This window comes from Pantoea sp. Lij88 (genome assembly GCF_030062155.1).
In the GTDB taxonomy this organism is placed as follows: domain Bacteria; phylum Pseudomonadota; class Gammaproteobacteria; order Enterobacterales; family Enterobacteriaceae; genus Pantoea.
In genome coordinates this window covers 3,700,588-3,727,568 of sequence record NZ_CP118269.1, presented here as the reverse complement: position 1 = coordinate 3,727,568, position 26,981 = coordinate 3,700,588, and the positions used below count along the sequence as shown (strand labels likewise).

The window sequence follows — 26,981 nt, the reverse complement described above, 5'->3', positions numbered from 1 at the left end:
GCCGATTAACGCCAGGCTTTATAGCGGTTAATTAAGGCATTAGTGGAACTGTCATGAGTGGTAATTTCGTCCTCATTTTCCAGTTCCGGCAGAATACGATTCGCCAGTTGCTTACCTAATTCCACACCCCACTGATCGAAGGTGAAGATATTCAGGATAGCGCCCTGCGTGAAGATTTTGTGCTCGTACAGGGCAATCAGCGCCCCGAGGCTATAGGGGGTAATCTCACGCAGCAGGATGGAGTTAGTCGGGCGGTTACCTTCGAACACCTTGAACGGCACGATGTGGGCCACTGACTCTGCAGATTTACCGGCATCGGTAAACTCTTTCTCGACAACGTCGCGTGACTTACCAAACGCCAGCGCTTCGGTCTGGGCAAAGAAGTTAGAAAGCAGCTTCGGATGGTGATCGGTGAGCGCGTTATGGGTAATCGCCGGGGCAATGAAGTCACACGGAACCAGCTTGGTACCCTGATGGATCAGCTGATAAAACGCGTGCTGACCGTTGGTGCCAGGTTCGCCCCAGATGATTGGGCCAGTCTGGTAGTCCACCGGATGACCGGTGCGATCCACATACTTGCCGTTTGATTCCATGTTTCCCTGCTGGAAATAGGCGGCAAAGCGGTGCATGTACTGGTCGTAAGGCAGAATCGCTTCGGTTTCAGCCCCAAAGAAATTGTTGTACCAGATACCAATCAGCGCCAGCAGCACCGGCAGGTTCTGTTCAGCTGGGGTGGTTGCAAAGTGCTGGTCCATGGCATGTGCGCCACTCAGCAACTGCTCAAAGTTTTCGAAGCCAATCGAGAGAATGATCGACAGGCCGATAGCTGACCACAGTGAATAACGGCCGCCAACCCAGTCCCAGAATTCGAACATATTATTGGTGTCGATACCGAATTCGCCCACCGCTTTGGCGTTGGTCGACAGCGCAGCAAAGTGTTTCGCTACGTGCTGCTGATCGCCTGCAGTTTTCAGGAACCAGTCGCGCGCGCTATGGGCGTTGGTCATGGTTTCCTGCGTGGTAAAGGTTTTCGATGCGACCAGGAACAGGGTGGTTTCCGGGCTGAGATCTTTCAGCGTTTCGGCAATGTGGGTGCCGTCAACGTTGGAGACGAAATGCATGTTCAGATGGTTTTTGTACGGGCGCAGCGCTTCAGTCACCATAAACGGGCCGAGGTCGGAGCCGCCGATACCGATGTTCACCACGTCGGTGATCGCTTTACCGGTATAGCCTTTCCATTCGCCGCTTATGATGCGTTCGGAGAAGCCTTTCATCTTGTCCAGCACCGCGTTGACTTCAGGCATCACATCTTTGCCATCCACCAGAATCGGTGTGTTACTCCGGTTACGCAGCGCGACGTGCAGCACCGCACGATCTTCAGTGCGGTTAATCTTCTCACCCGAGAACATAGACTTAATAGCACCGCTGAGGTCGGTCTCTTTGGCCAGCGCCTGTAACTTATCGAGGGTTTCCTGGGTGATGCGGTTTTTGGAGAAATCCACCAGCATCTGATCATCAAAGGTGGCAGAGAATTTGGCAAAACGATCGGCATCCTGGGCGAACAGATCGGCAATTTCTACTGATTTCATCTGCTCAAAATGCTGTTGCAGCGCTTTCCAGGCTGCGGTTTGTGTCGGATTGATATTTTTCATGGCAACACTCTTGTTGATATTAAGAACCGTCATTCCATCGGAGGCACATCATGCCCGTTTAGCGTTTCAGTATGACCACAGTTGTAACTGAAAGGAAAAATTTTGTCAGTGCCCGGCGGGCAGGCGATCACCTCGCTGCGGTTTATCGTCAGCATTCACTGGCGCGGACAGCTCACGCGGCGAAGAGGCCACGCGCGGCAAAGTGTGACGCGAAAGTCTGCGCAAAACGTTGTGCCGTGTCAGGGATTATTGCCGGGGCTGAACCCATTAAGCACTGTAGCCGTTGCGGCGCGGGTTAATTTGTTTTCTGATGCGGCTCTCCGGCCATCGCTGACATTGACAGCAGGTCCAGAAAAGGCTAGATCTATGCGCCTACTTGCGCACCTGTGCGTAAGCCAGAAGAGGCGCGTCGCCCAGGCAGTGTGTTGGAGGAACCGTATCCGGTGAAAACACATCATGGGGAGCGACGCCGAGGTGGGTCAGCACGCGGTGTGCTGCCTGTCGGCTACAGGGGCTGAATCCTCTGGGTTGTCACCAGAAACGTCTGCAGTCGACGTTTCGCAAGGTGGGGCGCTTCTGGGTGACTCGTCTATCCGATCTTGTCCGCCCGTTTCTGCTCTTTCCTTGTGCCTGGCTGAAAGAATGTTTCTCGACCCTTTCATCGGCGAGAACAAGATAACCTGACACGAGGTTCTACATGTCTCAAACACTGATAGTGGCAAAATTCGGCGGCACCAGCGTAGCCGATTTTGAAGCGATGAACCGCAGCGCCGATGTGGTGTTGCAGGATGCCAGCACGCGTCTGGTGGTGCTCTCCGCCTCGGCGGGCATTACTAATCTGCTGGTTGCGCTGGCTGAAGGCCAGCAGGCTCCTCAGCGCGCTGTGCTGCTTGATGATATCCGCCGTATCCAGTACGCCATTGTTGATCGCCTGCAGCGTCCGGAAGTGATCCGCGATGAAATCGATCGCATGATCGACAATATCAGCATGCTCTCCGAAGCCGCCTCACTGGCCACCTCGAATGCCCTGACCGATGAACTGGTCAGCCACGGCGAGCTGATGTCATCACTGCTGTTTGTGGAAATTCTGCGTGAACGTCAGGTTAACGCGGAGTGGTTCGATGTCCGCAAGGTCATGCGTACCGACGATCATTTTGGCCGGGCCGTTCCGGATGTCCAGGTGCTGGCGGAGCAGGCGACGGCGCAGTTACAGCCGCGCATTGAGCAGGCGCTGGTCATTACTCAGGGTTTCATTGGCAGTGAAAGCGAAGGGCGCACCACGACCTTAGGCCGTGGCGGCAGTGATTACACCGCTGCGCTGCTGGGCGAAGCGCTGCATGCGGCGCGTGTGGATATCTGGACAGATGTGCCAGGCATCTATACCACCGATCCGCGCGTGGTGCCGACGGCGAAGCGCATTGATGAAATCACCTTTGAAGAAGCTGCCGAAATGGCGACGTTTGGTGCCAAAGTGCTGCATCCGGCGACGCTGCTGCCCGCCGTGCGCCGGGGTATTCCGGTCTTCGTCGGTTCCAGCAAGGATCCGGCAGCAGGCGGAACCCGCGTCTGCAACGAAACCCGCAACCCGCCGCTGTTCCGGGCGCTGGCTTTACGCCGTAAGCAGACGCTGTTAACGCTGCACAGCCTTAATATGCTGCATACGTTTGGTTTCCTTGCCGAACTTTTCAATATTCTGGCGCGTCACAACGTCTCGGTTGACCTGATCACCACCTCTGAAGTGAGCGTGGCGCTGACTCTGGACACGACCGGCTCAACCTCAACCAGCGCCAGTCTGCTGACCCAGGCGTTGCTGACTGAACTCTCGTCGCTGTGCCGGGTAGAAGTGGAAGAAGATCTGGCGCTGGTGGCGATTATCGGCAACCAGCTGTCAAAAGCGTGCGGCGTCGGCAAAGAGGTGTTTGGTGTCCTCGACCCGTTCAACCTGCGGATGATTTGCTATGGTGCCAGTAGCTACAATCTCTGCTTCCTGGTGCCGGGCAACGATGCGGAAAGCGTGGTCCGTACGCTGCATCGCAATCTGTTTGAGTAAGCTGCTCATCCACTCAGGCCGCGTCAGCGCGGCCTGAAGCGTGGCAAAAAGGGGTTACCTCTCCCTGATCTACACCTTTCATGTACCTGCTTAGCACCTTCTTTCCTCAGATCTATCATCCCGCTGCTTAATCCCTTCACCCCGATGCAGCCAATATCATGAAAAGACCAGGCGATCTCTCCGCGGTCGATGTTCTGGTTGATGCCGGTTATCGGTGCCGTGATGGGTGGTGTGATCTACCGCGGTTTAGAGGAAAAAGCAGCGTAATTTCTTCGATATCCCGCAGATCGGTAGCAGTCGATCCGCATTTTCCCTCCCCGGTCCATCTTCGCCATACGTCATGATAATGAAATGTTATGATTCTGCCCTCGTCACGGCAGTCGTTCCTGCCTGACGACGCTCTATGGCAAATCTGCATAAAACATAACATTCGTATAAGGAAGTCTGGCTATGCTCGCCACGTTAACCCGCCTGTTTCCGCTCTGGGCCGTGCTGTTATCTGTCGCCGCGTATTACTCTCCGGGGACCTTTCTTGGCATCGGACCCTGGGTCACGTATCTGCTGATGCTGATTATGTTCGGCATGGGTGTGACCCTGAATATCGACGATTTTAAACGGGTGCTGACCCGGCCCGCGCCGGTGATTGCCGGCACCTTTCTGCACTATCTGGTGATGCCGCTGGCTGCCTGGGGGCTGGCAAAACTGTTTCATATGCCGCCCGATCTGGCCGCCGGTATGATTCTGGTTGGCAGCGTGGCCAGTGGCACCGCCAGCAACGTGATGATCTATCTGGCGAAAGGGGATGTGGCGCTGTCGGTAACGATCTCGTCCGTCTCCGCGCTGGTGGGCGTATTCGCCACGCCGCTGTTAACCCGCTTCTATGTTGATACCCACATTCAGGTTGATGTGGTGGGCATGCTGCTGAGCATCGTGAAGATCGTCGTGATCCCGATTAGCCTCGGCTTGATCATTCATCACAGCATGAACAGTGTGGTTCGCCGGGTGGAACCGTGGCTGCCTGCGTTTTCGATGGTCTGCATTCTGCTGATCATCAGCGCGGTGGTGGCGGGTAGTCAGGGCTTTATCGGATCCGTGGGTCTGATGGTGATCGCGGCAGTGATCCTGCATAACGCGATTGGCCTGCTTGGCGGCTACTGGGGCGGCAAGCTGTTTGGTTTCGATGAGTCAACCTGCCGCACCCTGGCGCTGGAGGTTGGTATGCAGAACTCCGGTCTGGCGGCGACGCTGGGCAAACTCTACTTCTCACCGCTGGCGGCATTGCCAGGCGCGCTGTTCTCGGTGTGGCACAACCTGTCAGGTTCACTGCTGGCGGGATACTGGTCCGGCAAGCCGATTAAGAAGAAGTAACCGTGGCGGCGCATTATTGCGATGCGCCGCTTCTTACTGCTGCTGCGCCGGATGCTTTTCGTGCCGGCGCAACAGGCTATTCACACGCCTTATTCATAGTCACGCTCATCATCGGGCTGTTCCAGCACGGTATAGGCCACGCTGCAGAACAGGGAATTCAGGCGCTTCATATCACCAAGTAAACCGAGGTGCAGCGAGCTGGTTTCAATGCTCTGCACGTTCTGCTGATGCAGGCGATCAACGTGGGCATGAGAGTAGCGACGAATCATCAGGCGGAAGCGATGTTTTGCGCGGCGCAGGCGTTTGGCGCTGGTGACATCGTGCGACAGAAACACCGACAGGCTCATTCTGAGGTTGGCGATCAACAGCTCCTGCAACTCCTGCAGCTCCTTTAATCCCTCTGCAGAAAACGCGCGGCCCGCTGCCAGCGATTTGTCCGCCACATCGCCGCTCATGCGCTCAATGATGTCACCGGCCTGTTCCAGGTTCAGCGACATCTCAATGATCTCGCCCCAGCGACGCGAATCCTCTTCGGGCAGATCCTCTTTTGGCATCCGCGCCAGATAGAGTTTGATGGCGGTATAGAGCACATCGACATCATCATCCAGCCGCCGCACCGTGCGCTCCTCGCGGGATTCGCCATGGACCACTTTGTTAAACGCTTCCAGCATCTGCTCCAGCACGTCACCTATACGCAGCGCTTCACGGGCGGCATTCACCAGCGCCAGCGCCGGAGTGTCCAGCGCGCTGCGATCGAGGTGCTTCGGCTTAAGGTGCAGCGCGTTATCCACATCGTCGGCAATGAGCCGACGGCAGAGGCGCGCCATCAGGTCAGCAAACGGCACCATCGCCACGCAGCGAATCAGGTTGTAAAACACATGGAAGAAAATCACTAACTCTTCATCGTTGACCGGCAGCTTATCGAGCCAGGTCGCCACAATATCCACAAACGGCAGGATCAGTACACAGCCGATGAACTTGAACAGCAGGCTGCCGAGCGCCACGCGTTTGCCCGCGGCATTCGAGCCGCTGGCGTTGATCATCGCCAGCAGGCCGCTTCCGAGGTTGGCACCAATCACCAGACAGAGCGCGACCTTGAACGAAATCACCCCGGTGGCGGTGAGTGTCGCGGTGATCAGCACTGCAGCCAGGCTGGAGTAACTGATAATGGCGAACACCGCGCCCAGCAGCGCATCGAGCATCACGTCGCCGGTCAGGCTGGAGAAGAGCACCTGCACACCGGCGGCCTGGGTAATGGGCCGGGCCGCTTCGACAATCAGCTGCAGCGCCAGCAGGATCAGCCCCAGACCGATGCTGGCGCGGCCTAACTGACCGGCACGCGTCTGCTTGCGGCTGAGGAAGAAGACGACGCCAAAGAAGATAAACAGCGGGGAGAGCCAGGAGAGATCAAAGGTCAGGATTCGCGCCATGATGGCGGTACCGACATCCGCGCCCAGAATCACCACCAGCGCGGGCGTCAGGCTGACCAGATTCTGCGCCACAAAAGAGGTGACCAGCAACGTCGTGGCATTGCTGCTCTGGACCAGCGTGGTTACGCCTATGCCCGCCAGAAACGCCATCGGTTTTTTTTCAATGCTTCGGCTCAGGACACGGCGCAGATCGGCACCATAGACCCGCATGATGCCGGTTCGTACGATATGCGTGCCCCAGACCAGCAGGGCCACCGCAGAGAGTAGATTAAGCAGGGTTAACACGTGGTGTCGCTCCTCGTTTGTCAGGCCTTAAGCAGCACAGACTGCCAGCCTGACAGAGAGAGCAATCTGTGAAGGGGATTGCCGTGCGATGCGTGATTTTTTCCTGTGTTTTAAGCAACCTGGCGCAAAGTCGACATTTCTAATTGTAGACCAATCTTCCTGCCAGCGGGGTGCAAATCCGCGGCCGAACGGTTAAGTACATCCACCGAAAGTTCCACATCATGGGCCCGGATACGATAGCGGATCACGTTGCCCAGCAGGCTGTGACTAAGGATTTCCGCAGGAATGCCCTGGCCCGGTGCGGTGAACAGCATCGATTCCGGACGAATGGCGACCTGGCTGTTGAAAGGCTGGCCGGTCAGGCGCGTCGCCTGTTCAGCGCTGAGCAGGTTGTAGTTGCCGATAAATCCGGCGGCAAAGAGATCGACCGGCTGGGTATACAGCGCTTCGGCATCGCCATTCTGCACAATTTTGCCCCGGTTCATCAGCACGATGCGGTCGGAGAGCGTCAGCGCCTCCTCCTGATCGTGGGTAACGAACAGGGTAGTGAGATTCAGCTCGCGCTGAATGCGGCGGATTTGATCGCGCAGATGGCGACGGATACGCGCATCCAGCGCCGAGAGTGGCTCATCCAGCAGCAGCAGACGCGGACGCGTCACCAGCGAACGCGCCAGCGCCACGCGCTGACACTGCCCGCCTGACAGCTGATGCGGATAACGGCGCGCGTAGTCACTGAGTTCAACCAGCTCCAGCACCTCCAGCACTCGCTGGCGAATCTGCGCTTCGGGCAGTTTCTGCATTTTCAGGCCAAACGCGACGTTCTTCTCCACTGTCATGTTGGGAAACAGCGCATAGCTCTGGAACACCATGCCGATGGCGCGCTTCTGCGGGGCCAGCGGCACGATATCTTTGCCCTCCAGCCTGATTTCGCCGCTGTCGACGCCGGTTAATCCCGCCAGACAGCGCAGCAGCGTCGATTTGCCGCAACCGCTGGGGCCGAGCAGGGTGACGAACTCTCCTTCAGCGGCGCTGAAATCAATCTGCTCGAAAATGGGCGTCGGTCCATAGGACTTGTTCAGCTCTCTGACCTCAAGGTAACTCATATTCAGCCTCGTTCGGGATTCAGGGCGTTGGCCAGCCAGGTGACCAGCAGCACCACAAAGAAGTAGGAGATCACCAGCGCGCTGGTGAAGTGACCGCTGCCGTTACGCATGTTGAAGAGGTAAACCTGCAGGGTTTCATAGCGATTGCCGACCAGCAGGTTAGCGAAGACAAACTCACCAATCAGGAAGGAGAATGAGAGCAGCACGGCAATCAGCATCCCTTTGCGCAGGTTGGGCAGCACCACCCACAGCGCCGCCTGCGAGGTGCTGGCACCCAGCAGCTGTGCAGCATCGATCAGCTCTTTGAGGTTGATCGCCTGCATATTATTTGCCAGCGCCCGGTAGATAAAGGGCAGCGCGATGGTGAAATAACAGCCGATTAAGATCCACGGCGTGCCGGTCAGCATCAGCGGTGACGAAGAGTAGAGCTGGAGTAATCCCACCGATGACACCACCGGCGGCACGGCGAAGGGCATCAGGATCAGGATATTCATCACTGAATCCAGTCGTGGGAAATAGTAAGCGATTACAAACATGGCGGGCAGCACCAGCACCAGCGAGAAGAGCAGCGCACCAAAGCAAATCAGCAGCGAATGGCCCAGCGCCGTCAGAAAACGCGGGTCGCTCCAGAGCTGGATGAACCACTTCAGGCTGTAACCCTGCGGCAGAATGGTGTTGCTCCAGTCGGACGAGATCGCATAGAGCAGCGTAGCCAGCAACGGCAGCGCCAGCAGGGTAAAGAGTAACCCGACCATGATCCGGTGATAGAGGTGCTCAGCACGTGACATGACGGCTCCTTTCATGGCTGTTTCGCATTGAGATAGCTACGGCGCACCAGATACTGCTGCACCAGGGTGATCAGCGCCATGATGGCCACCAGCAGCATCGCCAGCGCGCTGCCGGTGTTGGGATCGAGCGAGATATCACCCGACACCAGCGCGGCGATGCGCACCGGAACCACGTTGAAATTACCGGTGGTCAGGGCGTAAATCGTGGCGTAAGCGCCCAGCGCATTCGCCAGCAGGATGACAAAGGTGCCGAGCAGCGCCGGGAACAGAATCGGCAGGCCAATATGCCACCAGTAGCGCCAGCGGCTGGCGCCCAGCAGTGCAGCGGACTCCTGCCACTCTTTTTTCAGTCCGTCGAACGCCGGGTAGAGCAGTAACACACCCAGCGGGATCTGGAACCAGGTGTAGACCAGCACCATGCCGTTGCGGGAAAAGAGTCTGAAGCCCTCAATCACACCATAATGGCGCAGCAGCAGCGTCAGGCAGCCGTTCAGCCCCAGCAGAATCACAAAGGCAAACGCCAGCGGGACACCGGCAAAGTTGCTGGTCATGTTGGTAAACGAGATAAGAAAGCGCTGCAGTCGTCCGCCGCCGAGCTGATGCAGCGAATAACCGGTGACCAGCGCAATCAGTAATCCCCAGACGCTGGACCAGAGGGAGATATCCAGCGAAAAGCGAAATGCCTGCTGGTAGAACGGTGAGGTGAGGATGTCGTGATAGTTATCCCAGCCCCACTGGCTGTTCATATCACTCCAGAAGCTGTTGATGGCAATCCACAGCAGCGGTGCCAGCTGAAAGGCGACCCAGAACAGGGTGAAAGGTAACAGCAGCAGCAGTGCGAATCCTTTTCCCTTCATCGCGGCGGCTCCGCCAGCAGGCCGCGACAGACCGGCTTGTCATGCGCCACCTCAAGCAGTTCACACAGCGTGCCGCACAGGTCAGTCTGCTGTGGCGCAAGGTCGGGCTGCAGCGAGAACGCGCGGCCAAAGACAAACAGCGGCACCGTGGTCTCCTCGGGCAGAATCCCGCCGTGGGAGCGATCGTCATTCATTCCGTGATCGGCCGTGACCATCACCTGATAGCCCTCAGCCAGCCACAGCGGCATCCATTGCGACAGCAGGCCGTCGGCGATGCGCGCCCGGTTGCGGTACTGCGACGAGGAGAGCCCGGATTTATGACCGGCATCGTCGATATTCATCGGGTGGATCAGCAGAAAATCGGGATCGTGACGCAGCCGCAGGCTCTCTGCATCTTCAAACAGATGCGAGTCGGGATAGCTATCGTCAGAATAAAAATGGCCAAACTGAATGGGCAGGTCCGGCGCGTCGGTGTGACGATCGCGCGCCGGAACGAACGGGGTGCGGTTATAAAGCTCACTCACCCAGTGGTAGGCCGCCGCCGCTGTCGTCAGTCCCGCCGCTCGCGCAAAGTGAAATACGCTACGTTCGCGGCTTAACCGGCTGACGCCATTATGAATAATGCCGCTTCTGACCGGTGGAACACCGGTCAGAATGCACTCATAAAGCGGGCGCGACAGCGACGGTAATTCACAGGTCATACGATAATAGAACCCGTTGCCCTGTGAGCATTCGGCATGCAGGTAACCCATTGCATGTTGTGCGACCTGATTGCTCAGGCCGTCCAGCACTACCAGGATGGTCTTCATTCCGTTCTCCCTGCCGCGAATTACTGCTGCATGTTGATGATGACGTTTTCCTGCCACAGGCGCGGCAGCATTTTCGACGATTTATCCCAGGCAGCCTGATCCTTAACCGGACGGGCATTTTTATATTCTGACTGCGGCAGCAGGCGAGCCTGAATGTCCGCTGGCATCGTCAGATGCTCGGCACGAATCGGGCGCGCATAGCCTTTAGCCAGATTGATCTGTCCCTGGTCTGAGAAGATATATTCGCGCGTCAGTTTTGCGGCGTTAGGGTGTTTCGCATATTTGTTGATGATGGTGGTGTAGCCGGAGGTCACTGAGCCATCCGATGGGATCACCACTTCGTAGCGGTTTTTATCGATCTGGTCACGGTAGTTCAGGGCGTTAAAGTCCCACACCACCGCCATCTGCACTTCGCCTTTTTCGATGTTGGCGATCACCGGATCGGTCACGCCAAGACGACCCTGTTTGGCCAGATCGGCAAAGAACGCCAGCGCCGGTTTCAGATTCTTTTCATCACCGCCTAAAGCGTAGTTTGCAGCCAGCACGCCATTAGCCGCCTGAGCAGCCACGCCGACGTCACCGATAGTGACCACATACTTACCTTTCTTCAGATCGGCCCAGCTGTGAGGAATATCTTTAACCTGCTGCTTGTCGATCAGAAAGGCGATGGTGCCGGTATAGGCCAGCGCCCAGTTTCCGTCTTTATCTTTGGCCCAGGCCGGAATCTGATCCCAGTGCGTGGGTTTGTAGGGCTGGGTCACGCCCTTAGCCATCGCGATGGGGCCAAAGGCGGCACCCACGTCACCGATGTCAGCGCTGGCGTTCTCTTTCTCTGCATCGAATTTCGCCAGCTCCTGCGCCGATGACATATCGGTGTCGCTGTGTTTGAGGCCATATCTGGTGCTGATGTCGTTCCAGGTATCTTTCCAGTTGGCCCAGCTATCCGGCATCCCGACGCTGTTGACCTGACCTTCACTGCGCGCGGCTTTTTCCAGCGCGGCGAGATCGTTATCGGCGGCCTGCGCAACGGGCAGGGTGAGGACTACAGCACTGGCTACTACAGAGGCGATAAACGCTTTCATCTCAGTTGCTCCGGGTGTAAGTTGATGGGCCTGGCTGGTCTAGTCCAGCAAGAACCGAGCCAATGTAGCCCCTGTATATGAACGATTTATGACAAGGCGGTGCGGTGCGCGGGATGGGCGGCAAGAGACGTGACCCGTTCGCCCGTCACTGGCGCGTTTACCTGAACAGTAAGAGTGCGGAGTCGCACCAAAATGAGGCTACTGTTGTGGAGTCGATAGCACTCAAAACGGCAGATGCGATTGCCAGCGCACTGCTGATGCGTATTCAGGCGGGTGAGTTCAGCGGCGGGCGACTGCCAGCGGAGCGTGCCTTAAGCGAGGCGTTCAGCACCACGCGGATTACTCTGCGGGAAGCGCTGGGCAAGCTGGAAGCGCAGGGCATCATCTACCGCGAACTGCGTCGCGGCTGGTTTATTGCGCCGCCACGCTTAATCTACAACCCACTGCATCACAGCCACTTTCATGCCATGGCGAGGGAGCAGGGACGGCAGGCGACCACCGAAGTCATCGCCGCTGAGCAGGTTGCGGCGCATGACAGCGTAGCGACGGCGCTGCGCCTGGCACCCGGCTCGGCGGTTTACTGCATTCGCCGCCTGCGTCGCATCGATGGGCGCGCGGTGCTCTATGTTGAACACTACCTTAATCCACGTTTTTTCCCCGGTCTGCTCAATGAAGATCTGACCCGTTCCCTGACCGATCTCTATGACCAGCGTTACGGTATTCGATATGGCGGCGCGCGCTTCACGATTCTGCCTGGCCCGTTGCCGGAGGTGGCCGCACCCACGCTGAATGTGGCACCGGGCAGCCCCGGCCTGCTGATTACCCGCATCAACCGCAACCAGCAAAAAGAGGTGATTGACTGCGACTGTGAATACTGGCGCTACGATGCGCTCTGTGTTGATGTAGAGGCCTGAGGAGTTATTGTGATTTGCGTCACACTGACGCATGATATCGCGCGCTAATAACTCCTTTTTAAAGGCGCAACATGAGTGACAAAAATCCTTTGGCCCGCCACCTTGCAACGGTACTGCAATGGGTGCTGAATCTGGGTCTGCTGAGTCTGGCGATCATCCTGATCGTCTTTTTAGGCAAAGAAACTATCCATCTGGCAAATGTACTGTTCAGCACCGGCGAGCAGGCCTCTTCCTATCTGCTGATTGAGGGAATCGTCATTTATTTCCTCTACTTCGAATTTATCGCCCTGATAGTGAAGTACTTTCAGTCGGGCTATCACTTTCCGTTGCGCTATTTTGTCTATATCGGTATCACGGCCATTATCCGCCTGATTATCGTCGACCATAAAAATCCCTTCGATACGCTCTGCTACTCTGCGGCGATTCTGATTCTGGTGGTCACGCTGTGGCTGGCAAACAGCAACCGCCTGAAACGCGAGTAATCTGCCTGCCGTCTGATACGACGGCAGGTGTTCGCATCGCTTCTCTGCGCTAAACTAGCGGCCTGAAAATTATCGGGAGTGGTGCTATGTCGCAAGACGCACTCAGCTTATTACGTTCGCTCAACTGGCTTTCTCCGTCGCAGGCCACCCTTGCGCCGCCCTTGCTCGACTGGCTGATGGAGGAAGATTCAATGACGCGCCGTTTTGAACAGCACTGTCAGCGGGTCACGGTTCAGCCGCTGCGGGAAGGCTTTATCGACGCCAGCGAGTTAGGTGAGGAAAGGGCGTTGTTGCCAGACGATGAACGCTTCTGGCTGCGTGAAGTACTGCTGTTCGGCGACGATCAGCCCTGGCTGGCGGGCCGCACGCTGGTGCCGGAAAGCACCCTCAACGGACCAGAGGCGATGCTGCAACAGCTTGGCACCCGTCCGCTGGGTCGCTACCTCTTCTCCTCATCGACGCTGACCCGCGATTTCATTGATCCGGGCCAGGTAGAGGGCTTGTGGGGACGGCGTTCGCGCCTGCGTCTCTCCGGCAAACCGCTGCTGCTGACTGAACTGTTTTTACCGGCATCGCCACTCTATCGCGATCTGGCCTGAGGATTTTGTGGTGCAAAATAGCTTAAGTATGAGTAAGTGGCGGGCTTACGCTCGCCTGATGCGTATCGACAAACCCATCGGTACGCTGTTGCTGATGTGGCCAACATTCTGGGCATTGTGGCTGGCGGAGAGGGCGATCCCGCCGCTGCCGGTGCTGGCGGTGTTTGTGGCCGGGGTGATTGTGATGCGTGCTGCGGGGTGTGTGATCAACGACTACGCCGATCGCAAAGTCGATGGTCACGTGGAGCGCACGAAGCACCGGCCACTGGCCAGCGGCGCAGTCAGTGCAAAAGAGGCTAAGCTGCTGTTCGTGATTCTGGCGCTGGTGGCGTTTGCGCTGGTGCTGACCATGAACCTGATGACGATCATGCTCTCCGTCGTAGGGCTGGCGCTGGCCTGGGTCTACCCCTTTATGAAGCGCTATACCCATCTGCCGCAGGTAGTGCTGGGGGCCGCGTTTGGCTGGGCGATTCCTATGGCCTGGTCCGCAGTTAGTGAGTCCTTACCTCTGGTCTGCTGGCTGGTATTTATCGCGAACATCTGCTGGACGGTCGCTTATGACACTCAGTATGCGATGGTCGACAGGGACGATGATCTGAAGATTGGCGTGAAATCGACGGCGATTTTGTTTGGCCGTTTCGACAAGCTGATCATTGGTCTGCTGCAGCTGGCGACGCTGCTGCTGATGGCGCTGGTGGGGATGCTGCTGCATCTGAACAGCGGCTTCTACTGGTCGCTGCTGCTGGCGGCTGCGCTGTTTGTTTATCAGCAGAAGCTGATCGCCGGGCGCGAACGCCAGCCCTGTTTCCAGGCTTTCCTGAACAACAACTACGTCGGGATGGTGCTGTTCCTTGGCATACTGATGAGCACGCCGCCGTTCAGTCAGCTGTTCTGACAGCGCGTTTTGGGCATAAAAAAGGCGACCTCATGAGGTCGCCTTTTTACTGTGCGCGTGTGTCAGTCGTGCGCCACCGCGGTTTCAATCGTCATGCGGACATCACTGGTGACCAGGTCAGCCAGGATATGCCATGTCGCCAGAGTCTGCGCGACATCGGCATCACCGCTGTCGCTGATATACCCTTCATCGCGCAGCGTCAGTACCAGCGAGGTAAAGACCGCTTTGTCGAAGAACTCCGGCGCGTTGATCCCGTGCAGTACCGACAGACGCTGTGCCAGCGTCCGGCTCTCTTTCTCCAGCGTGCCACGGTTAATCGTCGGCTTGGCGCTGAGAATAGAGAAGGTAATGGCATAACGCTGCAGCGTTTCGCGTACACCGGCAGCCAGCAGCTGCAGCGTGCGATAGCGCGCGGCGGTAAAGCGCAACTCCCCGGCTTCGAAGGTAATCAGGCCCTGACGCGCCAGCTCCTGACTCACGTCAGTCAGCAGTTGTGGCAGCTCATCGGTCTGCCAGCGCAGGAACAGTTCACTCTTCAGCATTGGATAGATCAGGCTTACCTGACGCAGCAGTTCTGCTTCGGTCAGCGTCTGATGCTGCTGAACAATGGCGGCAATCAGCGACGGCATCACCAGCATGTGATGAATGTTGTTGCGATAGTAGGTCATCAGCACTGCCTGCTCACGCGGCAGAATGATGATGTCGCCAATGCTGTCCTTTTCACTCTCAAACTTATTCATACCCAGGGCATGATCCAGCAGCGCTTCCGCGGAGAGATCGGGTACGGTCGCGTTTGGCGAGTAAGGCACATTGCGCAGCAGCTGGGTATAGCACTCCAGCTGTTCAATCAGCTGTTCACGGGTTAGTGAGCGCTGACGTGACGCCAGCAGCGCCGTGACACAGAGGTTCATGGCGTTGGCCGCGCCCGCTTCATTAATACGCACCATCAGACTGGCCGCGATATCATTGACGGTCGGCGTTAACCAGCTCGGACGCTGCGGCTCAATCGGATCGATCGCATCGCGCCATTCCGGTACCCGTTTGTTGAGATAGTTGACCAGCGGCAGCGGCTCGCCAAAGTTAACGTAACCCTGACCGAGATTGCGCAGCTTGCGTAAGCCACGCACCATCTGCATGAAGCCCTCTTTCTCTTTTGCCGCACCGCGCAGTTCTTTGGCGTACGTACCCACTTCCATCACATGCTCATAGCCAATGTAGATGGGTACCAGCGTGATCGGACGATTACCGCCGCGCAGCATCGCCTGCAGCGTCATGGCTAAGGTGCCGGTTTTAGGGTCCAGCAGGCGACCGGTACGTGAACGGCCTCCTTCGACAAAGTACTCAACTGAATAGCCGCGGGTGAACAGCTCGCCGAGATATTCGCGGAACACCGTGGCGTAGAGCTTATTGCCTTTAAAGGTACGACGAATAAAGAAGGCGCCCAGACGACGGAAAATCGGGCCGGCTGGCCAGAAGTTGAGATTGATACCGGCTGCAATGTGCGGCGGCACCAGACCCTGATGATAGAGCACATAGGAGAGCAGCAGATAATCCATGTGGCTGCGATGGCAGGGCACATAGACAATCTCGTGGCCATCCTGCGCCAGCTGACGAACCTTTTCGCCGCCATTGACGTTGATGCCCTGATAGAGACGACTCCAGAGCCAGCCCATCACACGGTCGGTGACGCGAATGGCTTCGTAGGAAAAGTTTGCAGCGATCTCCTCCATCATCTCGACGGCGTTCTGCTGCGCTTTCTCATGGGAGATTTTTTTGCTGCGTGCTTCATCTTCAACGGCTTTTTCAATCGCTTTGGATTGCAGCAGACGATTAAACAGATCCTGACGCGCCGGTAAACGCGGGCCAATTGCCGCCAGTCGCTGACGGGCAAAATGGATGCGTGCCACACGAGCCAGCTTCTGAGCAATCGACTTATCCGTACCGTGTTCCGTGGCCATGCGGCGCAATGAGACGGTCGGCGAGAAGCGGACGAAACTGTCGCGTCCATGCCAGATCACGGCAAAGAACTTCTGCACGCCGTTCAGCAACCGCAGATGTGGCGTGGGTTCGCCCTGAACTTCACGTCCTGGTGCGCGGCCAAACATCACGGTGACCGGCAGCATTTGAATATCGAGCTTAGGGTTATTGCGATGCAGGTCCAGGTAATCGTGAAAGATTTTTACCGATTCCACGCTGGGCACAAAATAGGGGAAGACGCGCGGGCCATCATGGATAAATACGTGGCGCGGCAGCAGTGAACCATCAATCTCCAGCGGAGAAAGCGGGTCGGGCAGATGATGCCGCAGACACTGTGCGCGTAAAGTCAGTAAGTCGGCCTTCGAATCGTAAGGCAAAACATACATAATAGGTCGGGTCGGATCCAGACCATGTTCAGACACGGGATCGGCCGGAATGGCCTTACTTTTTACCAAAAACGACAGTGGTAAATTAAGCAATTTGTAATAGAGTTTACGCCAACCTGACATAGACAACATGAAGCCTCTTGTTAGCAAAGCGCCGCAAGCATAGCAGAAAGTGCAGCGAAGATCTGTGGTGGTGCCAATTGCACGCAGCCCAGACATTGACGTCAATCCGATGAAAGGGTTCCCACATCATGGCAAATAATGCCACCGGACTTATCAGAATAGTAAAAGCCGCAGGTTACTCATGGCAGGGACTGCGCGCCGCCTGGCAACATGAAGCGGCGTTTCGCCAGGAAGCACTGGCTGCGCTGGCCGCTATTATTATCGCGTGCTGGCTGGATGTCGATGTGATCTCCCGCATCCTGATGATTGGGGCGGTGGTGCTGGTGGTCATTGTCGAAATCCTCAATAGTGCCATTGAAGCGGTGGTTGACCGCATCGGTCAGGAGCACCATCCCCTGGCGGGCCGGGCAAAAGACATGGGCTCGGCGGCGGTACTGATCAGCATCATACTGGCCCTGTTTGTCTGGGTCGCGCTGCTCTGGACACATTTGCGATAAGCCTTCCATAACGCGCCTGAGGGCGCGTTTTCCCTGACAATCGGTTTCCATTTCGCCAATACCTGTATATACTCACAGCGACTGTATAAACAACCAGGGGGCGGGATGAAAGCATTAACCAGCAGGCAGCAGCAGGTCTATGACCTGATTCGCGACCATATTTCTTCAACAGGCATGCCGCCTACGCGTGCAGAGATTGCCGCGCAGCTGGGCTTCCGTTCGCCAAATGCGGCAGAAGAGCATCTGAAAGCGCTGGCGCGTAAAGGCGTCATCGAGATCGTTTCCGGTGCATCGCGCGGCATTCGTCTGTTAATGGAAGAAGAGGTTTCAGAAGGGCTACCGCTGATTGGCCGGGTTGCTGCCGGTGAGCCGATCATGGCGCAGGAACATATCGAAACCCACTACAAAGTGGATCCGGGCCTGTTCAAGCCGTCTGCCGATTTCCTGCTGCGCGTCAGCGGAATGTCGATGAAAGATATCGGGATTATGGATGGCGACCTGCTCGCGGTACATAAAACCCAGGATGTGCGCAACGGCCAGGTTGTGGTTGCCCGCATTGATGATGAAGTGACCGTTAAACGCTGGAAAAAGCAGGGTGCTATCGTGCATCTTCTGCCGGAAAACAGCGATTTCGACCCGATTGTTGTCGATACCCGTGCACAGTCGCTGACCATTGAAGGTCTGGCAGTGGGCGTGGTGCGCAACGGCGAGTGGCTCTGATTCTGAGGGCTGCGTGCATTCGCCTTTTCTGATGCTATTCTGTCTGCCCTAATTTTGTCGCCTGCTTAACGGCAGCGACACTGAGCACGGAACGGCGAATGCGCTTTATCACGGCAACGGATAAAAATCTCTGGCGGCTTGCGCTGCCGATGATCCTTTCAAATATCACCGTTCCTTTACTGGGAGTGGTCGATACTGCAGTTATTGGTCATCTCGACAGCCCTGTCTATCTTGGCGGGGTTGCGGTCGGGACCACAGTGACCAGCTTCCTCTTTATGCTGCTGCTTTTCCTTCGAATGAGTACCACTGGCCTTACGGCGCAGGCATTTGGTGCGGGCGATAAAGCCGCTCTGGCACGCGCGCTGACGCAGCCGCTGATTATTGCGCTGCTGGCAGGTGTACTGTTCATCGCTTTGCGTTATCCGATTATTCAGCTGGCGACCCATCTGGTTGGCGGCAATCCTGATGTACTGGAACAGGCGGCGCTGTTTATTCAGATTCGCTGGCTCAGTGCGCCTGCCACCCTGGCAAACCTGGTCATACTGGGCTGGCTGCTGGGCGTGCAGTATGCACGCGCGCCGGTGATCCTGCTGGTGGTGGGCAATCTGGTGAACATCGTGCTCGATCTCTGGCTGGTGATGGGGCTGCACTGGGGTGTCGCGGGGGCGGCAACCGCCACGGCGCTGGCGGAGTACATCACGCTGATCGTCGGCGGCATCATGGTCTGGCGGGTGTTAAAGCTACGCGGTATTTCGCTAAGCCTGCTGAAGCAGAGCTGGCGCGGTGACAGCGGACGGCTGCTGCGACTGAACCGTGACATCATGCTGCGCTCTCTGATGCTGCAGCTCTGTTTCGCCTCCCTGACCGTGCTGGGCGCGCGACTGGGTCCGGACGTGGTGGCGGTTAACGCGGTGTTGCTGATGTTCATTACCTTCACGGCCTACGCGCTGGATGGCTTTGCCTACGCGGTTGAAGCGTTTGCCGGCGAAGCGCACGGCGCAAAAAATGGCAGCAAACTAATGCTGGTCTGGCACTCTGCCTGTCGGCAGGCGGTGGTGGTGGCGCTGTTCTTCTCACTGGTCTATGCCATTTTTGGCCCGCAGATCGTTACTTTGCTGACCTCTCTTGAGTCACTCCAGCAGACAGCTGACCGCTACCTGGTCTGGCAGGTCATCATGCCGCTGATCGGCGTCTGGTGTTATCTGCTGGATGGGATGTTCATCGGCGCGACGCGCGGACGCGAAATGCGTAACAGCATGGTTGTGGCGGCGGCCGGCTACTTTCTGACGCTGCTCAGCGTACCGGTGCTGGGTAACCACGGCCTGTGGCTGGCGGTGACGGTTTTCCTGGCGCTGCGCGGCCTGTCTCTGTGGTTCATCTGGCGTAAGCACTGGCGTCAGAACAGCTGGTTTGACGCCTGATTCTGCGGGGCTGACTCAGAGTGATACAGATTATTCCGTATTATTCCACGGTTATTAAATTGGCTACTACAATTAACTTTAAGCAGCGCAGTTAACCAGCGCTTTATATCGTTATTTTGTTAAGTAGCAAGATAATCATTAAACCCCGAGGATTGAAGGTCTGCCATGAATAAAGACGAAGCGAGCGGCAACTGGAAGCAGTTCAAAGGTAAAATGAAAGAGAAATGGGGCAAGCTGACCGACGATGATATGCAGGTTATCGAAGGTAAACGCGATCAGCTGGTCGGCAAAATCCAGGAACGTTACGGCTATGCGAAAGATGAAGCAGAGCGCGAAGTGACGGACTGGGAAGGCAAGAACAAAGATCACCGCTGGTAATCAGGTACCCTGATAATCAGCTGAATGCCTTCCGGTGCGCCCGCATCGGAACGGTACAGGGATGGAGCAGCACAAGGATGTGCAGATTACCCGCGTTTCCCCCGCTTTTTTCCCTCATCCTGATGATCGTGTTCGCAGTTTTCATGATGCGTACAGGCTTCTACTGCAGCACAACTTTCACACAAACCATGCGCTTCAATCACGCTATGGCGTAATGCAAACTCCGCTTCACCCGCCAGCGTCGCGATAATCTTCTCCACGCCCTGCGCCTGTTTCTCTGTAACGGCGGCACAGCGGTCACAGACCAGCATCACCGACGTATGGGCTGGCGCCTCAAAGTGGTGACACATGACGTAGCTGTTGTTGGACTCCACCCGATGAATGAAACCCTGCTCCAGCAGGAAATCCAGCGCACGATAGACGGTAGGGGGTTTAGCCTGCGGTTCGCTGACGCGGAGCTGATCCAGCAGATCGTAGGCGCTGATTGAGCCGGGCTGTTCGGCCATCAGGCGCAACACTTCAGCACGCTGCGAAGTCAGACGCACACCGCGCTGCAGGCACATTTTTTCGGCCTGAATCAAAATTTGCTGCGACGTCATGTTGGTCATGAAAATTCTCCGCTGGATAAGTGATGTTATTTTATCACACATAGTTTCGCGATGCTGAGGTTGGTTTTTGCCTGAAAAAACAGCATTATTTGCCTGATAAAGCAGCATATTTAGAATTTAAGCCGTCTTCTATCTCAAATCTGACGATAAATCAGATCCATTCTTAATCCACCTGAAGCGGAATTTGTTGGCATTTTGCTTTGCATCTCACTGAGTTAAGAAGTAATGTTCAGAAAGACTTAAGAAAAGTCTGGCATTATTTGAAATACCCCGACGCAGTTTGAACAATTACAACGGTTTTTTGATTGGAAAACGTCCAATCCTTTGAATTAAGACACTGTTTCCTTTGAATTCACAGCAATAACGCGTTAGCCAGGGTTCACAATAGGGCTAACAAACTATTCAGTCGTTGAATGTTTCAATGACAATTTCTCAGGTGATGGCAGGCAAATGGTGAAAAAATCCGCTCAACGTTCAGCGCTGAAATACTCCGCTGTAGTGACCGCGCTTTTCCTTTCTTCTTCCGCCATGGCGGCAGGGACCTGGTATGATGCACGTAATGACGCCATGGGCGGCACCGGCGTTGCATCTTCTCTCTATGGCTCCGCAGTGCTGGCGAACCCGGCATTAATGACGCGTGCTAAACCCGACGATAATGTCAGCATTATTGTTCCTTCAGCGGGAATTCAGGTGACTGACAAAGATCACCTGCTTGATAAAGTCGATGATATTACGGACACCGTGGATCGTTACCGCACGGTGCTGAATAACTTCACGCTGGCGGATTTCTTGCGCGGCTATCCTGAACTGCGCGCCGCCTCCGGCGATGTCGCCAACAAACTCAGCGATTTGCGCGGTAATAAAGCCGACGGCAGTGCGGGTGCGGCTATAGCGGTTACGATCCCCAACGACACTCTGCCTTTCGCCTTTATCACCAAAGCCTACGGGACGGCGCACGTCCGCGCTAACGTCGTTCAGGGTGATATCGACTATCTGCGTGGTGTTGCTGACGGTACGCGGTTCCCGCAATTTGGCGATCAAAATAACCTTCGCTCCAGTGCGAATGGCTTAGCGGCACTGACCACCGATTACGGTGTGGCGGTAGCGCATGAGTTCACTATCGCCGGTCAGCCGGTATCGGTTGGCGTGACGCCAAAAGTGCAGAAAACCTGGCTCTATAACTACACCGCCAGCATCTACAACTACGACAAGAACGACATCAACAATAGCCAGTATCGCAGTACCGACACCGGCTTTAACGTTGATGCCGGTCTGGCAACCACCTTTGCTGAAAACTGGACGCTGGGTGTGACCGGACAGAACCTGGTTTCGCGCGATCTGCAGACCAAAGAGGTTAATGGTTACCGCGACACCTACCAGATTCGCCCGCTGGTCACCACCGGTCTGTCCTGGGATAAAGGTCCGTTTACCGTGACGGGCGATGTGGATCTGACGGAAACCAAACGCTTCAAAAGCCAGGATAACAGCCAGTATGCGGCTGTGGGCGCGGAATACCGCGTGCTTGACTGGCTGCAGCTGCGTGGCGGTTATCGTGCGGACATGCGTTCTCACGATGAGAATGTCGTCACAGCAGGTTTCGGTGTGTCACCGTTTAACAAAGCCGTCCATCTGGATCTGGCTGGCTCAGTGGGTGCTAACAACACCTGGGGCGCGATGATGCAGCTCGGCTTTAACTTCTAAGCGGGTTATTCAGGCTGTTCGGGGGCGGGCGATGCACTATCGCCCGCCCTTGTGTTATCCTTGCACAGAATTCCATCACCTTTAATTACCGGATTGTCTGCGCTTCATGCCTAATTTCTCTTCGCAACGTTTCTCTATCGCCCCCATGCTCGACTGGACCGATCGTCACTGTCGCTATTTTCATCGTCAGCTGACCGGTGACACGCTGCTCTACACCGAAATGGTGACCACGGGCGCGATCATTCATGGCAAAGGGGATTACCTGGCTTACAGTGAGGCGGAACATCCGGTCGCATTGCAGCTGGGCGGAAGCGATCCGGCGGCACTGGCGCAGTGCGCGAAGCTGGCAGAGCAGCGCGGCTATGATGAAGTGAACCTGAATGTCGGCTGTCCCTCCGATCGGGTGCAGAACGGTCGTTTCGGTGCCTGCCTGATGGCCGAGGCGAATCTGGTCGCGGATGCTATTAAAGCGATGCGCGACGTAGTCTCCATTCCGGTCACGGTGAAAACCCGCATTGGTATTGATGAGCTGGACAGCTATGAATTCCTGACCGATTTTATCGGCACGGTGGCGGGACGCGGTGAGTGCGAGACATTTATCATCCATGCACGCAAAGCCTGGCTCTCGGGTCTCAGCCCCAAAGAGAACCGCGAAATTCCACCGCTGGACTATCCACGCGTCTATCAGCTGAAACGCGATTTTCCGCATCTGACCATCGCGCTCAATGGCGGTGTGAAGACGCTTGAAGAGGCTCAGACTCACCTGCAGCACCTTGACGGCGTGATGATGGGGCGCGAAGCCTATCAAAACCCCGGCATTCTGGCGCAGGTCGATCAGACGTTGTTTGGTCGTCAGCATCCGGCGGCTAACCCGGTAGAAGTGGTGCGCGCCATGTATCCCTATATTGAAGCGGAACTGGCGAAGGGCACCTATCTGGGACACGTCACACGTCATATGCTGGGACTGTTCCAGGGTATTCCAGGCGCACGTCAGTGGCGACGCCATCTGAGCGAAAATGCTCACAAGCCGGGTGCCGATGTCCGTGTACTGGAAGCGGCGCTGGCGCTGGTCGCGGACAAGATCCCGCAGGAAGCCTGATTCGCAATCTGAACCCAAAAAACCAGCTCTGAAGGCTGGTTTTTTTTACGCCACGATATGGTTTTTCTCGCCAGGTTTCCATGCGGCCTTTAACGTTAATTAACTAAAAATCAATGTGTTAACGGTTGGCATGCTTCTTGTAATAGCTCTAACAATCAATTTTAAAAAGGAGCGCTGACGTGGAAATATTATTCGTATTAGGGTTTTTCCTGATGCTGTTGCTGACCGGCGTTTCGCTGCTGGGTGTGCTGGCGGCGCTGGTAGTCGCAACCATCGTGATGTTTGTCGGTGGACTGTTCGCAATTGTTATCAAGGTGTTGCCGTGGCTGGTGCTGGCGGTGATCGCTGTGTGGCTGCATCGTGCCTTTTTTGGCGACAGCGATGAGCGAGCGCGTCGTAAGCTAAGACGTAAGATCAACAGGTTAGATCGCAAAGGCTGGCGCTAAATGCGGTAGCGATCACAATGTGAGAGATTGCCTGGTGCCGATCTGCAATTAAACATACTTTTTACTTATGTTTTCTGGCAGGATGCCTGTCGTCAAATCGATGTGCCATCGACTCGACATGAATTCATCGCCGCTGTCCCTACACCAGCGCGAACAAAAAATAAAAAAAAGAAGAGGGCTTCCCACGGGAAGCCCTTTTTGTTGGCTGCTATTACGGGATTAACAGACAGGATCCCTGCGTGGCGCGGCTCTCCAGCATCTGGTGCGCCTTACTGGCCTCTTTCAGCGCAAACTTCTGCTGCTCCGGCACATCCACTTTAATTGCCCCACTCGCCAGCAGTGAGAACAGTTCGGCGCTGGCGATTTCCAGCTCCTGACGGCTGGTGACATAGCCAAACAGGGAAGGGCGGGTCACAAACAGCGAGCCTTTCTTATTCAGAATGCTGAGATCAACGCCGGTCACCGGACCCGAAGCATTACCAAAACTCACCATCAGGCCATGACGGCGCAACGAGTCCAGCGACGCTTCCCAGGTATCTTTGCCCACGGAGTCATACACGACGGCCACTTTCTTCCCGTCGGTCAGTTCACTGACGCGTTGTGCAATATTCTCTTCGCGGTAGTTAATGGTCTCCCAGGCACCGGCATTTTTCGCCATCGTGGCTTTTTCTGCAGAACCGACGGTACCGATTAAATGCGCGCCCAGCGCTTTTGCCCACTGACAGGCGATTAACCCGACGCCGCCCGCCGCAGCATGAAACAGGAAGGTCTCACCGGCGCTGATTTTGTAGGTCTGGCGCAGCAGATATTGCGTGGTCAGTCCTTTCAGAAAGCTCGCTGCGCCCTGCTCAAAGCTGATCGCCTCCGGCAGATGCATCAGGCGATCTTCCGCTACGTTGTGCACTTCGCTATAAGCCCCCATCGCCGCCATGCAATAGACCACTCGGTCGCCGGGCTTAAACAGGGTTACACCACGGCCAACGCGCGACACGACGCCCGCGGCTTCTGTCCCCAGGCCAGAGGGAAAAGCGGCAACCGGATAGAGCCCGCTGCGAACATAGGTATCGATGTAGTTAATCCCGATGGCGCGATTCTCAACCTGCACTTCATGTTCAGCGGGGTCAGCAGGTTCAAAATCCGTCCACTCTAAAACGTCCGGGCCGCCATGTGCGCTGAACTGAATACGCTTTGCCATTCTGACTCCTGTGATTGTTTCATCATGAGGGTGAGGCACGCACCCCAACTAAGGTATACTTGCGCGTCCCCACAGAAGATCGGTAATGCATTCACTATGGCAGGAAATAAACCCACCAACAAATCGAACGAAACGCAGGATCGCCAGCTCGCAGGCGTGAAAATGCCCCCGCATTCTCTGGAGGCGGAGCAGTCGGTGCTCGGTGGGTTAATGCTGGATAACGAGCGCTGGGATAACGTCTCTGAGCGCGTCGTCGCGAATGATTTTTACAACCGCTCGCATCGGCTGATTTTTTCCGAGATGCAGCGGCTGCTGGAAAACAGCAAGCCCATTGACCTGATTACGCTCTCCGAATCGCTGGAAACCCGTGGCGAACTGGAGATGGCGGGCGGCTTCGCCTATCTGGCTGAACTGGCAAAAAACACCCCGAGCGCAGCCAATATCGGCGCGTATGCCGACATCGTGCGTGAACGTGCGGTGGTGCGTGAGATGATCTCCGTCGCCAACCAGATTGCCGATGCCGGTTACGATCCGCAGGGACGTAACAGCGAAGAGCTGCTCGACTTCGCGGAGTCGAACGTCTTTAAAATCGCGGAAGCGCGCGCGGATAAAGAGGCTGGCCCGAAAAACATTGAGCAGATTCTGGAATCGACCGTCTCCCGTATCGAATCGCTCTATCAGACCCCGCACGATGGTGTCACCGGCGTCGATACCGGTTATCAGGATCTGAATAAAAAGACCGCGGGCCTGCAGGGATCTGACCTGATTATTGTCGCCGCACGTCCGTCGATGGGTAAAACCACCTTTGCGATGAACCTGTGCGAAAACGCTGCCATGCTGCAGGAGAAGCCGGTGCTGATCTTCAGTCTGGAGATGCCCAGCGAGCAGATTATGATGCGTATGCTGGCGTCGCTTTCCCGCGTCGATCAGACCCGCATCCGAACCGGACAGCTGGATGATGAGGACTGGGCGCGTATCTCCGGCACCATGGGCATCCTGCTGGAGAAGAAGAACATGTACATTGATGACTCTTCTGGCCTGACGCCTACCGAAGTGCGTTCACGCGCCCGGCGTATCTACCGTGAAAACGGCGGCTTAAGCATGATCATGATCGACTATTTGCAGCTGATGCGCGTGCCGGCGCTGTCGGACAACCGTACGCTGGAAATTGCGGAGATCTCCCGCTCGCTGAAAGCGCTGGCCAAAGAGCTGAATGTACCGGTAGTGGCGCTGTCGCAGCTTAACCGCTCACTGGAGCAGCGCGCCGATAAACGTCCGGTCAACTCGGATCTGCGTGAATCCGGCTCGATCGAGCAGGATGCGGATTTGATCATGTTTATCTATCGCGATGAGGTTTACCACGAGAACAGCGATCTCAAAGGGATCGCCGAGATCATCCTGGGTAAACAGCGTAACGGCCCCATCGGTACAGTACGTCTGACCTTTAACGGTCAGTGGTCGCGCTTTGATAACTACGCGGGCCCGCAATACGACGACGAATAATCCCCGGTTTGTGCTGTCATGCACGATCTGTGCATGACAGCCCCCATCATCAGAAAATAGTGTTGGACAACCTCTCGGGTTATCGGGTTATCTGTAACAAAGCGACGCCTATCACGCTGTGGAAACGGAATGACTCACGTAGACGATTACGACCTTAAAATCCTGACTTTATTACAATCTAACGGCCGTCTGACCAATCAGGAACTCAGCGATCTGGTCGGCCTTTCCGCCTCACAATGTTCCCGCCGCCGTATCAATCTGGAACAGGCTAATCTCATCCTGGGTTATCACGCCCGGCTGTCGCCCGATGCGATCGGGCTTGGCATGGTGGGATTGATTGAGGTGCGCTTAATCAACCACACCGCCGAATATGTCGAGAGCTTTCACCGCATGGTGGAGCAGGAGCAGGCGATCGTGGACGCCTACAAAACCACCGGCGACGCGGACTATCTGCTCAAAGTGGCGGTAGCCGATCTCAATTCCCTCAGTGCATTAATCAGCCAGTTAGTCGCGGGCCACCAGAGCGTTTCCCATGTGAAAACCTCAGTGGTGCTGGGACGAATGAAAGAGAACGGGCTGATGATGCTGCCTGAGCAGAAGACGCGCTAAAAAG

25 protein-coding genes and 1 riboswitch are annotated in these 26,981 nt (G+C 56.2%); of the genes, 15 read left to right on the top strand and 10 right to left on the bottom strand.

Annotated elements, in window-relative coordinates:
* Positions 1–5: 5 nt before the first annotated feature.
* Positions 6–1,652, bottom strand: coding sequence for a glucose-6-phosphate isomerase (pgi, locus tag PU624_RS21295; RefSeq protein ID WP_283546535.1), 1,647 nt, complete (start codon positions 1,650–1,652; stop codon positions 6–8).
* 391 nt (positions 1,653–2,043) lie between these two features.
* Positions 2,044–2,236, top strand: a riboswitch (Lysine riboswitch).
* A gap of 113 nt (positions 2,237–2,349) precedes the next feature.
* Between pgi and lysC the strand changes: the two genes are divergently transcribed.
* Together lysC and panS are read left to right on the top strand one after the other, a co-directional pair.
* Complete coding sequence (gene lysC / locus PU624_RS21290; protein WP_283546534.1) at positions 2,350–3,702, top strand: lysine-sensitive aspartokinase 3; 1,353 nt, start codon at positions 2,350–2,352, stop codon at positions 3,700–3,702.
* A gap of 450 nt (positions 3,703–4,152) precedes the next feature.
* On the top strand, positions 4,153–5,070 hold the full coding sequence (gene panS / locus PU624_RS21285; RefSeq protein ID WP_003855809.1) for a ketopantoate/pantoate/pantothenate transporter PanS: 918 nt from the start codon (positions 4,153–4,155) through the stop codon (positions 5,068–5,070).
* Between the two features lie 89 nt (positions 5,071–5,159).
* On the opposite strand, the gene PU624_RS21280 is transcribed toward panS, so the two are convergent.
* The 6 genes from PU624_RS21280 to PU624_RS21255 all read right to left on the bottom strand — a co-directional run bounded on the left by PU624_RS21280 (position 5,160) and on the right by PU624_RS21255 (position 11,424).
* Positions 5,160–6,785, bottom strand: coding sequence for a Na/Pi cotransporter family protein (locus PU624_RS21280; protein ID WP_283546533.1), 1,626 nt, complete (start codon positions 6,783–6,785; stop codon positions 5,160–5,162).
* A gap of 110 nt (positions 6,786–6,895) precedes the next feature.
* Positions 6,896–7,888, bottom strand: a complete 993-nt coding sequence (locus tag PU624_RS21275; protein ID WP_283546532.1) for an ABC transporter ATP-binding protein — start codon at positions 7,886–7,888, stop codon at positions 6,896–6,898.
* 2 nt (positions 7,889–7,890) lie between these two features.
* Positions 7,891–8,676: an ABC transporter permease gene (locus tag PU624_RS21270; RefSeq protein WP_283546531.1), complete on the bottom strand. Its 786-nt coding sequence runs from the start codon at positions 8,674–8,676 to the stop codon at positions 7,891–7,893.
* 11 nt (positions 8,677–8,687) lie between these two features.
* The gene (locus PU624_RS21265) at positions 8,688–9,533 is read right to left on the bottom strand and encodes an ABC transporter permease (protein ID WP_283546530.1); all 846 of its coding nucleotides are present in this window, start codon (positions 9,531–9,533) and stop codon (positions 8,688–8,690) included.
* A complete protein-coding gene (locus tag PU624_RS21260) occupies positions 9,530–10,342 on the bottom strand; it encodes an alkaline phosphatase family protein (protein WP_283546529.1) in 813 nt (270 codons plus the stop codon). Before PU624_RS21260 ends, PU624_RS21265 begins: the two co-directional genes overlap by 4 nt.
* A 20-nt stretch (positions 10,343–10,362) precedes the next feature.
* Positions 10,363–11,424, bottom strand: coding sequence for an ABC transporter substrate-binding protein (locus tag PU624_RS21255; protein WP_283546528.1), 1,062 nt, complete (start codon positions 11,422–11,424; stop codon positions 10,363–10,365).
* Positions 11,425–11,630: 206 nt separating this feature from the next.
* Between PU624_RS21255 and PU624_RS21250 the strand changes: the two genes are divergently transcribed.
* From PU624_RS21250 to ubiA, 4 genes are all read left to right on the top strand, one after another.
* The gene (locus tag PU624_RS21250; RefSeq protein ID WP_283548054.1) at positions 11,631–12,338 is read left to right on the top strand and encodes a UTRA domain-containing protein; all 708 of its coding nucleotides are present in this window, start codon (positions 11,631–11,633) and stop codon (positions 12,336–12,338) included.
* A gap of 71 nt (positions 12,339–12,409) precedes the next feature.
* On the top strand, positions 12,410–12,820 hold the full coding sequence (psiE, locus tag PU624_RS21245) for a phosphate-starvation-inducible protein PsiE (protein ID WP_031375527.1): 411 nt from the start codon (positions 12,410–12,412) through the stop codon (positions 12,818–12,820).
* Between the two features lie 86 nt (positions 12,821–12,906).
* Positions 12,907–13,419, top strand: a complete 513-nt coding sequence (gene ubiC, locus PU624_RS21240) for a chorismate lyase (RefSeq protein ID WP_283546527.1) — start codon at positions 12,907–12,909, stop codon at positions 13,417–13,419.
* 10 nt (positions 13,420–13,429) lie between these two features.
* A complete protein-coding gene (ubiA, locus tag PU624_RS21235; protein ID WP_283546526.1) occupies positions 13,430–14,314 on the top strand; it encodes a 4-hydroxybenzoate octaprenyltransferase in 885 nt (294 codons plus the stop codon).
* A 62-nt stretch (positions 14,315–14,376) separates the two neighbouring features.
* On the opposite strand, the gene plsB is transcribed toward ubiA, so the two are convergent.
* Entirely contained in the window at positions 14,377–16,800 is a 2,424-nt protein-coding gene (gene plsB / locus PU624_RS21230; RefSeq protein WP_283548053.1) for a glycerol-3-phosphate 1-O-acyltransferase PlsB, read from the bottom strand.
* Positions 16,801–16,928: 128 nt separating this feature from the next.
* Here plsB and PU624_RS21225 point away from each other — a divergent pair, with 128 nt between their 5' ends.
* From PU624_RS21225 to PU624_RS21210, 4 genes are all read left to right on the top strand, one after another.
* Positions 16,929–17,297: a diacylglycerol kinase gene (locus PU624_RS21225; RefSeq protein ID WP_283546525.1), complete on the top strand. Its 369-nt coding sequence runs from the start codon at positions 16,929–16,931 to the stop codon at positions 17,295–17,297.
* Between the two features lie 105 nt (positions 17,298–17,402).
* On the top strand, positions 17,403–18,017 hold the full coding sequence (lexA, locus tag PU624_RS21220) for a transcriptional repressor LexA (RefSeq protein WP_003855777.1): 615 nt from the start codon (positions 17,403–17,405) through the stop codon (positions 18,015–18,017).
* A 98-nt stretch (positions 18,018–18,115) separates the two neighbouring features.
* Complete coding sequence (gene dinF / locus PU624_RS21215; RefSeq protein ID WP_283546524.1) at positions 18,116–19,438, top strand: MATE family efflux transporter DinF; 1,323 nt, start codon at positions 18,116–18,118, stop codon at positions 19,436–19,438.
* Positions 19,439–19,603: 165 nt separating this feature from the next.
* Entirely contained in the window at positions 19,604–19,816 is a 213-nt protein-coding gene (locus tag PU624_RS21210; RefSeq protein WP_090963679.1) for a CsbD family protein, read from the top strand.
* Positions 19,817–19,902: 86 nt separating this feature from the next.
* Here PU624_RS21210 and zur read toward each other — a convergent pair whose 3' ends face one another.
* The gene (gene zur, locus PU624_RS21205) at positions 19,903–20,424 is read right to left on the bottom strand and encodes a zinc uptake transcriptional repressor Zur (RefSeq protein ID WP_283546523.1); all 522 of its coding nucleotides are present in this window, start codon (positions 20,422–20,424) and stop codon (positions 19,903–19,905) included.
* A 450-nt stretch (positions 20,425–20,874) separates the two neighbouring features.
* Between zur and PU624_RS21200 the strand changes: the two genes are divergently transcribed.
* The 3 genes from PU624_RS21200 (at position 20,875) to pspG (ending at position 23,670) form a co-directional block, all read left to right on the top strand.
* Positions 20,875–22,125 (top strand): conjugal transfer protein TraF, encoded by a 1,251-nt coding sequence (locus tag PU624_RS21200; RefSeq protein ID WP_283546522.1) that lies wholly within the window; start codon positions 20,875–20,877, stop codon positions 22,123–22,125.
* 106 nt (positions 22,126–22,231) lie between these two features.
* A complete protein-coding gene (gene dusA, locus PU624_RS21195; RefSeq protein WP_283546521.1) occupies positions 22,232–23,224 on the top strand; it encodes a tRNA dihydrouridine(20/20a) synthase DusA in 993 nt (330 codons plus the stop codon).
* Positions 23,225–23,403: 179 nt separating this feature from the next.
* Entirely contained in the window at positions 23,404–23,670 is a 267-nt protein-coding gene (pspG, locus tag PU624_RS21190) for an envelope stress response protein PspG (protein WP_010252199.1), read from the top strand.
* Between the two features lie 211 nt (positions 23,671–23,881).
* Here the strand turns inward: pspG and PU624_RS21185 are convergent, their stop codons facing one another.
* On the bottom strand, positions 23,882–24,865 hold the full coding sequence (locus tag PU624_RS21185) for a quinone oxidoreductase (RefSeq protein WP_283546520.1): 984 nt from the start codon (positions 24,863–24,865) through the stop codon (positions 23,882–23,884).
* 96 nt (positions 24,866–24,961) lie between these two features.
* Here PU624_RS21185 and dnaB point away from each other — a divergent pair, with 96 nt between their 5' ends.
* Positions 24,962–26,368, top strand: a complete 1,407-nt coding sequence (gene dnaB / locus PU624_RS21180; protein ID WP_283546519.1) for a replicative DNA helicase — start codon at positions 24,962–24,964, stop codon at positions 26,366–26,368.
* A gap of 129 nt (positions 26,369–26,497) precedes the next feature.
* Complete coding sequence (locus tag PU624_RS21175; protein ID WP_010252196.1) at positions 26,498–26,977, top strand: Lrp/AsnC family transcriptional regulator; 480 nt, start codon at positions 26,498–26,500, stop codon at positions 26,975–26,977.
* Positions 26,978–26,981 lie beyond the last annotated feature (4 nt).

Coding starts and splice junctions, on each gene's coding strand:
- pgi (WP_283546535.1), bottom strand. CDS start 1,652: ATGAAAAATATCAATCCGACACAAACCGCAGCCTGGAAAGCGCTGCAA.
- lysC (WP_283546534.1), top strand. CDS start 2,350: ATGTCTCAAACACTGATAGTGGCAAAATTCGGCGGCACCAGCGTAGCC.
- panS (WP_003855809.1), top strand. CDS start 4,153: ATGCTCGCCACGTTAACCCGCCTGTTTCCGCTCTGGGCCGTGCTGTTA.
- PU624_RS21275 (WP_283546532.1), bottom strand. CDS start 7,888: ATGAGTTACCTTGAGGTCAGAGAGCTGAACAAGTCCTATGGACCGACG.
- PU624_RS21270 (WP_283546531.1), bottom strand. CDS start 8,676: ATGTCACGTGCTGAGCACCTCTATCACCGGATCATGGTCGGGTTACTC.
- PU624_RS21265 (WP_283546530.1), bottom strand. CDS start 9,533: ATGAAGGGAAAAGGATTCGCACTGCTGCTGCTGTTACCTTTCACCCTG.
- PU624_RS21260 (WP_283546529.1), bottom strand. CDS start 10,342: ATGAAGACCATCCTGGTAGTGCTGGACGGCCTGAGCAATCAGGTCGCA.
- PU624_RS21255 (WP_283546528.1), bottom strand. CDS start 11,424: ATGAAAGCGTTTATCGCCTCTGTAGTAGCCAGTGCTGTAGTCCTCACC.
- psiE (WP_031375527.1), top strand. CDS start 12,410: ATGAGTGACAAAAATCCTTTGGCCCGCCACCTTGCAACGGTACTGCAA.
- ubiC (WP_283546527.1), top strand. CDS start 12,907: ATGTCGCAAGACGCACTCAGCTTATTACGTTCGCTCAACTGGCTTTCT.
- plsB (WP_283548053.1), bottom strand. CDS start 16,800: ATGTCAGGTTGGCGTAAACTCTATTACAAATTGCTTAATTTACCACTG.
- PU624_RS21225 (WP_283546525.1), top strand. CDS start 16,929: ATGGCAAATAATGCCACCGGACTTATCAGAATAGTAAAAGCCGCAGGT.
- lexA (WP_003855777.1), top strand. CDS start 17,403: ATGAAAGCATTAACCAGCAGGCAGCAGCAGGTCTATGACCTGATTCGC.
- dinF (WP_283546524.1), top strand. CDS start 18,116: ATGCGCTTTATCACGGCAACGGATAAAAATCTCTGGCGGCTTGCGCTG.
- PU624_RS21210 (WP_090963679.1), top strand. CDS start 19,604: ATGAATAAAGACGAAGCGAGCGGCAACTGGAAGCAGTTCAAAGGTAAA.
- zur (WP_283546523.1), bottom strand. CDS start 20,424: ATGACCAACATGACGTCGCAGCAAATTTTGATTCAGGCCGAAAAAATG.
- PU624_RS21200 (WP_283546522.1), top strand. CDS start 20,875: ATGGTGAAAAAATCCGCTCAACGTTCAGCGCTGAAATACTCCGCTGTA.
- dusA (WP_283546521.1), top strand. CDS start 22,232: ATGCCTAATTTCTCTTCGCAACGTTTCTCTATCGCCCCCATGCTCGAC.
- PU624_RS21185 (WP_283546520.1), bottom strand. CDS start 24,865: ATGGCAAAGCGTATTCAGTTCAGCGCACATGGCGGCCCGGACGTTTTA.
- dnaB (WP_283546519.1), top strand. CDS start 24,962: ATGGCAGGAAATAAACCCACCAACAAATCGAACGAAACGCAGGATCGC.
- PU624_RS21175 (WP_010252196.1), top strand. CDS start 26,498: ATGACTCACGTAGACGATTACGACCTTAAAATCCTGACTTTATTACAA.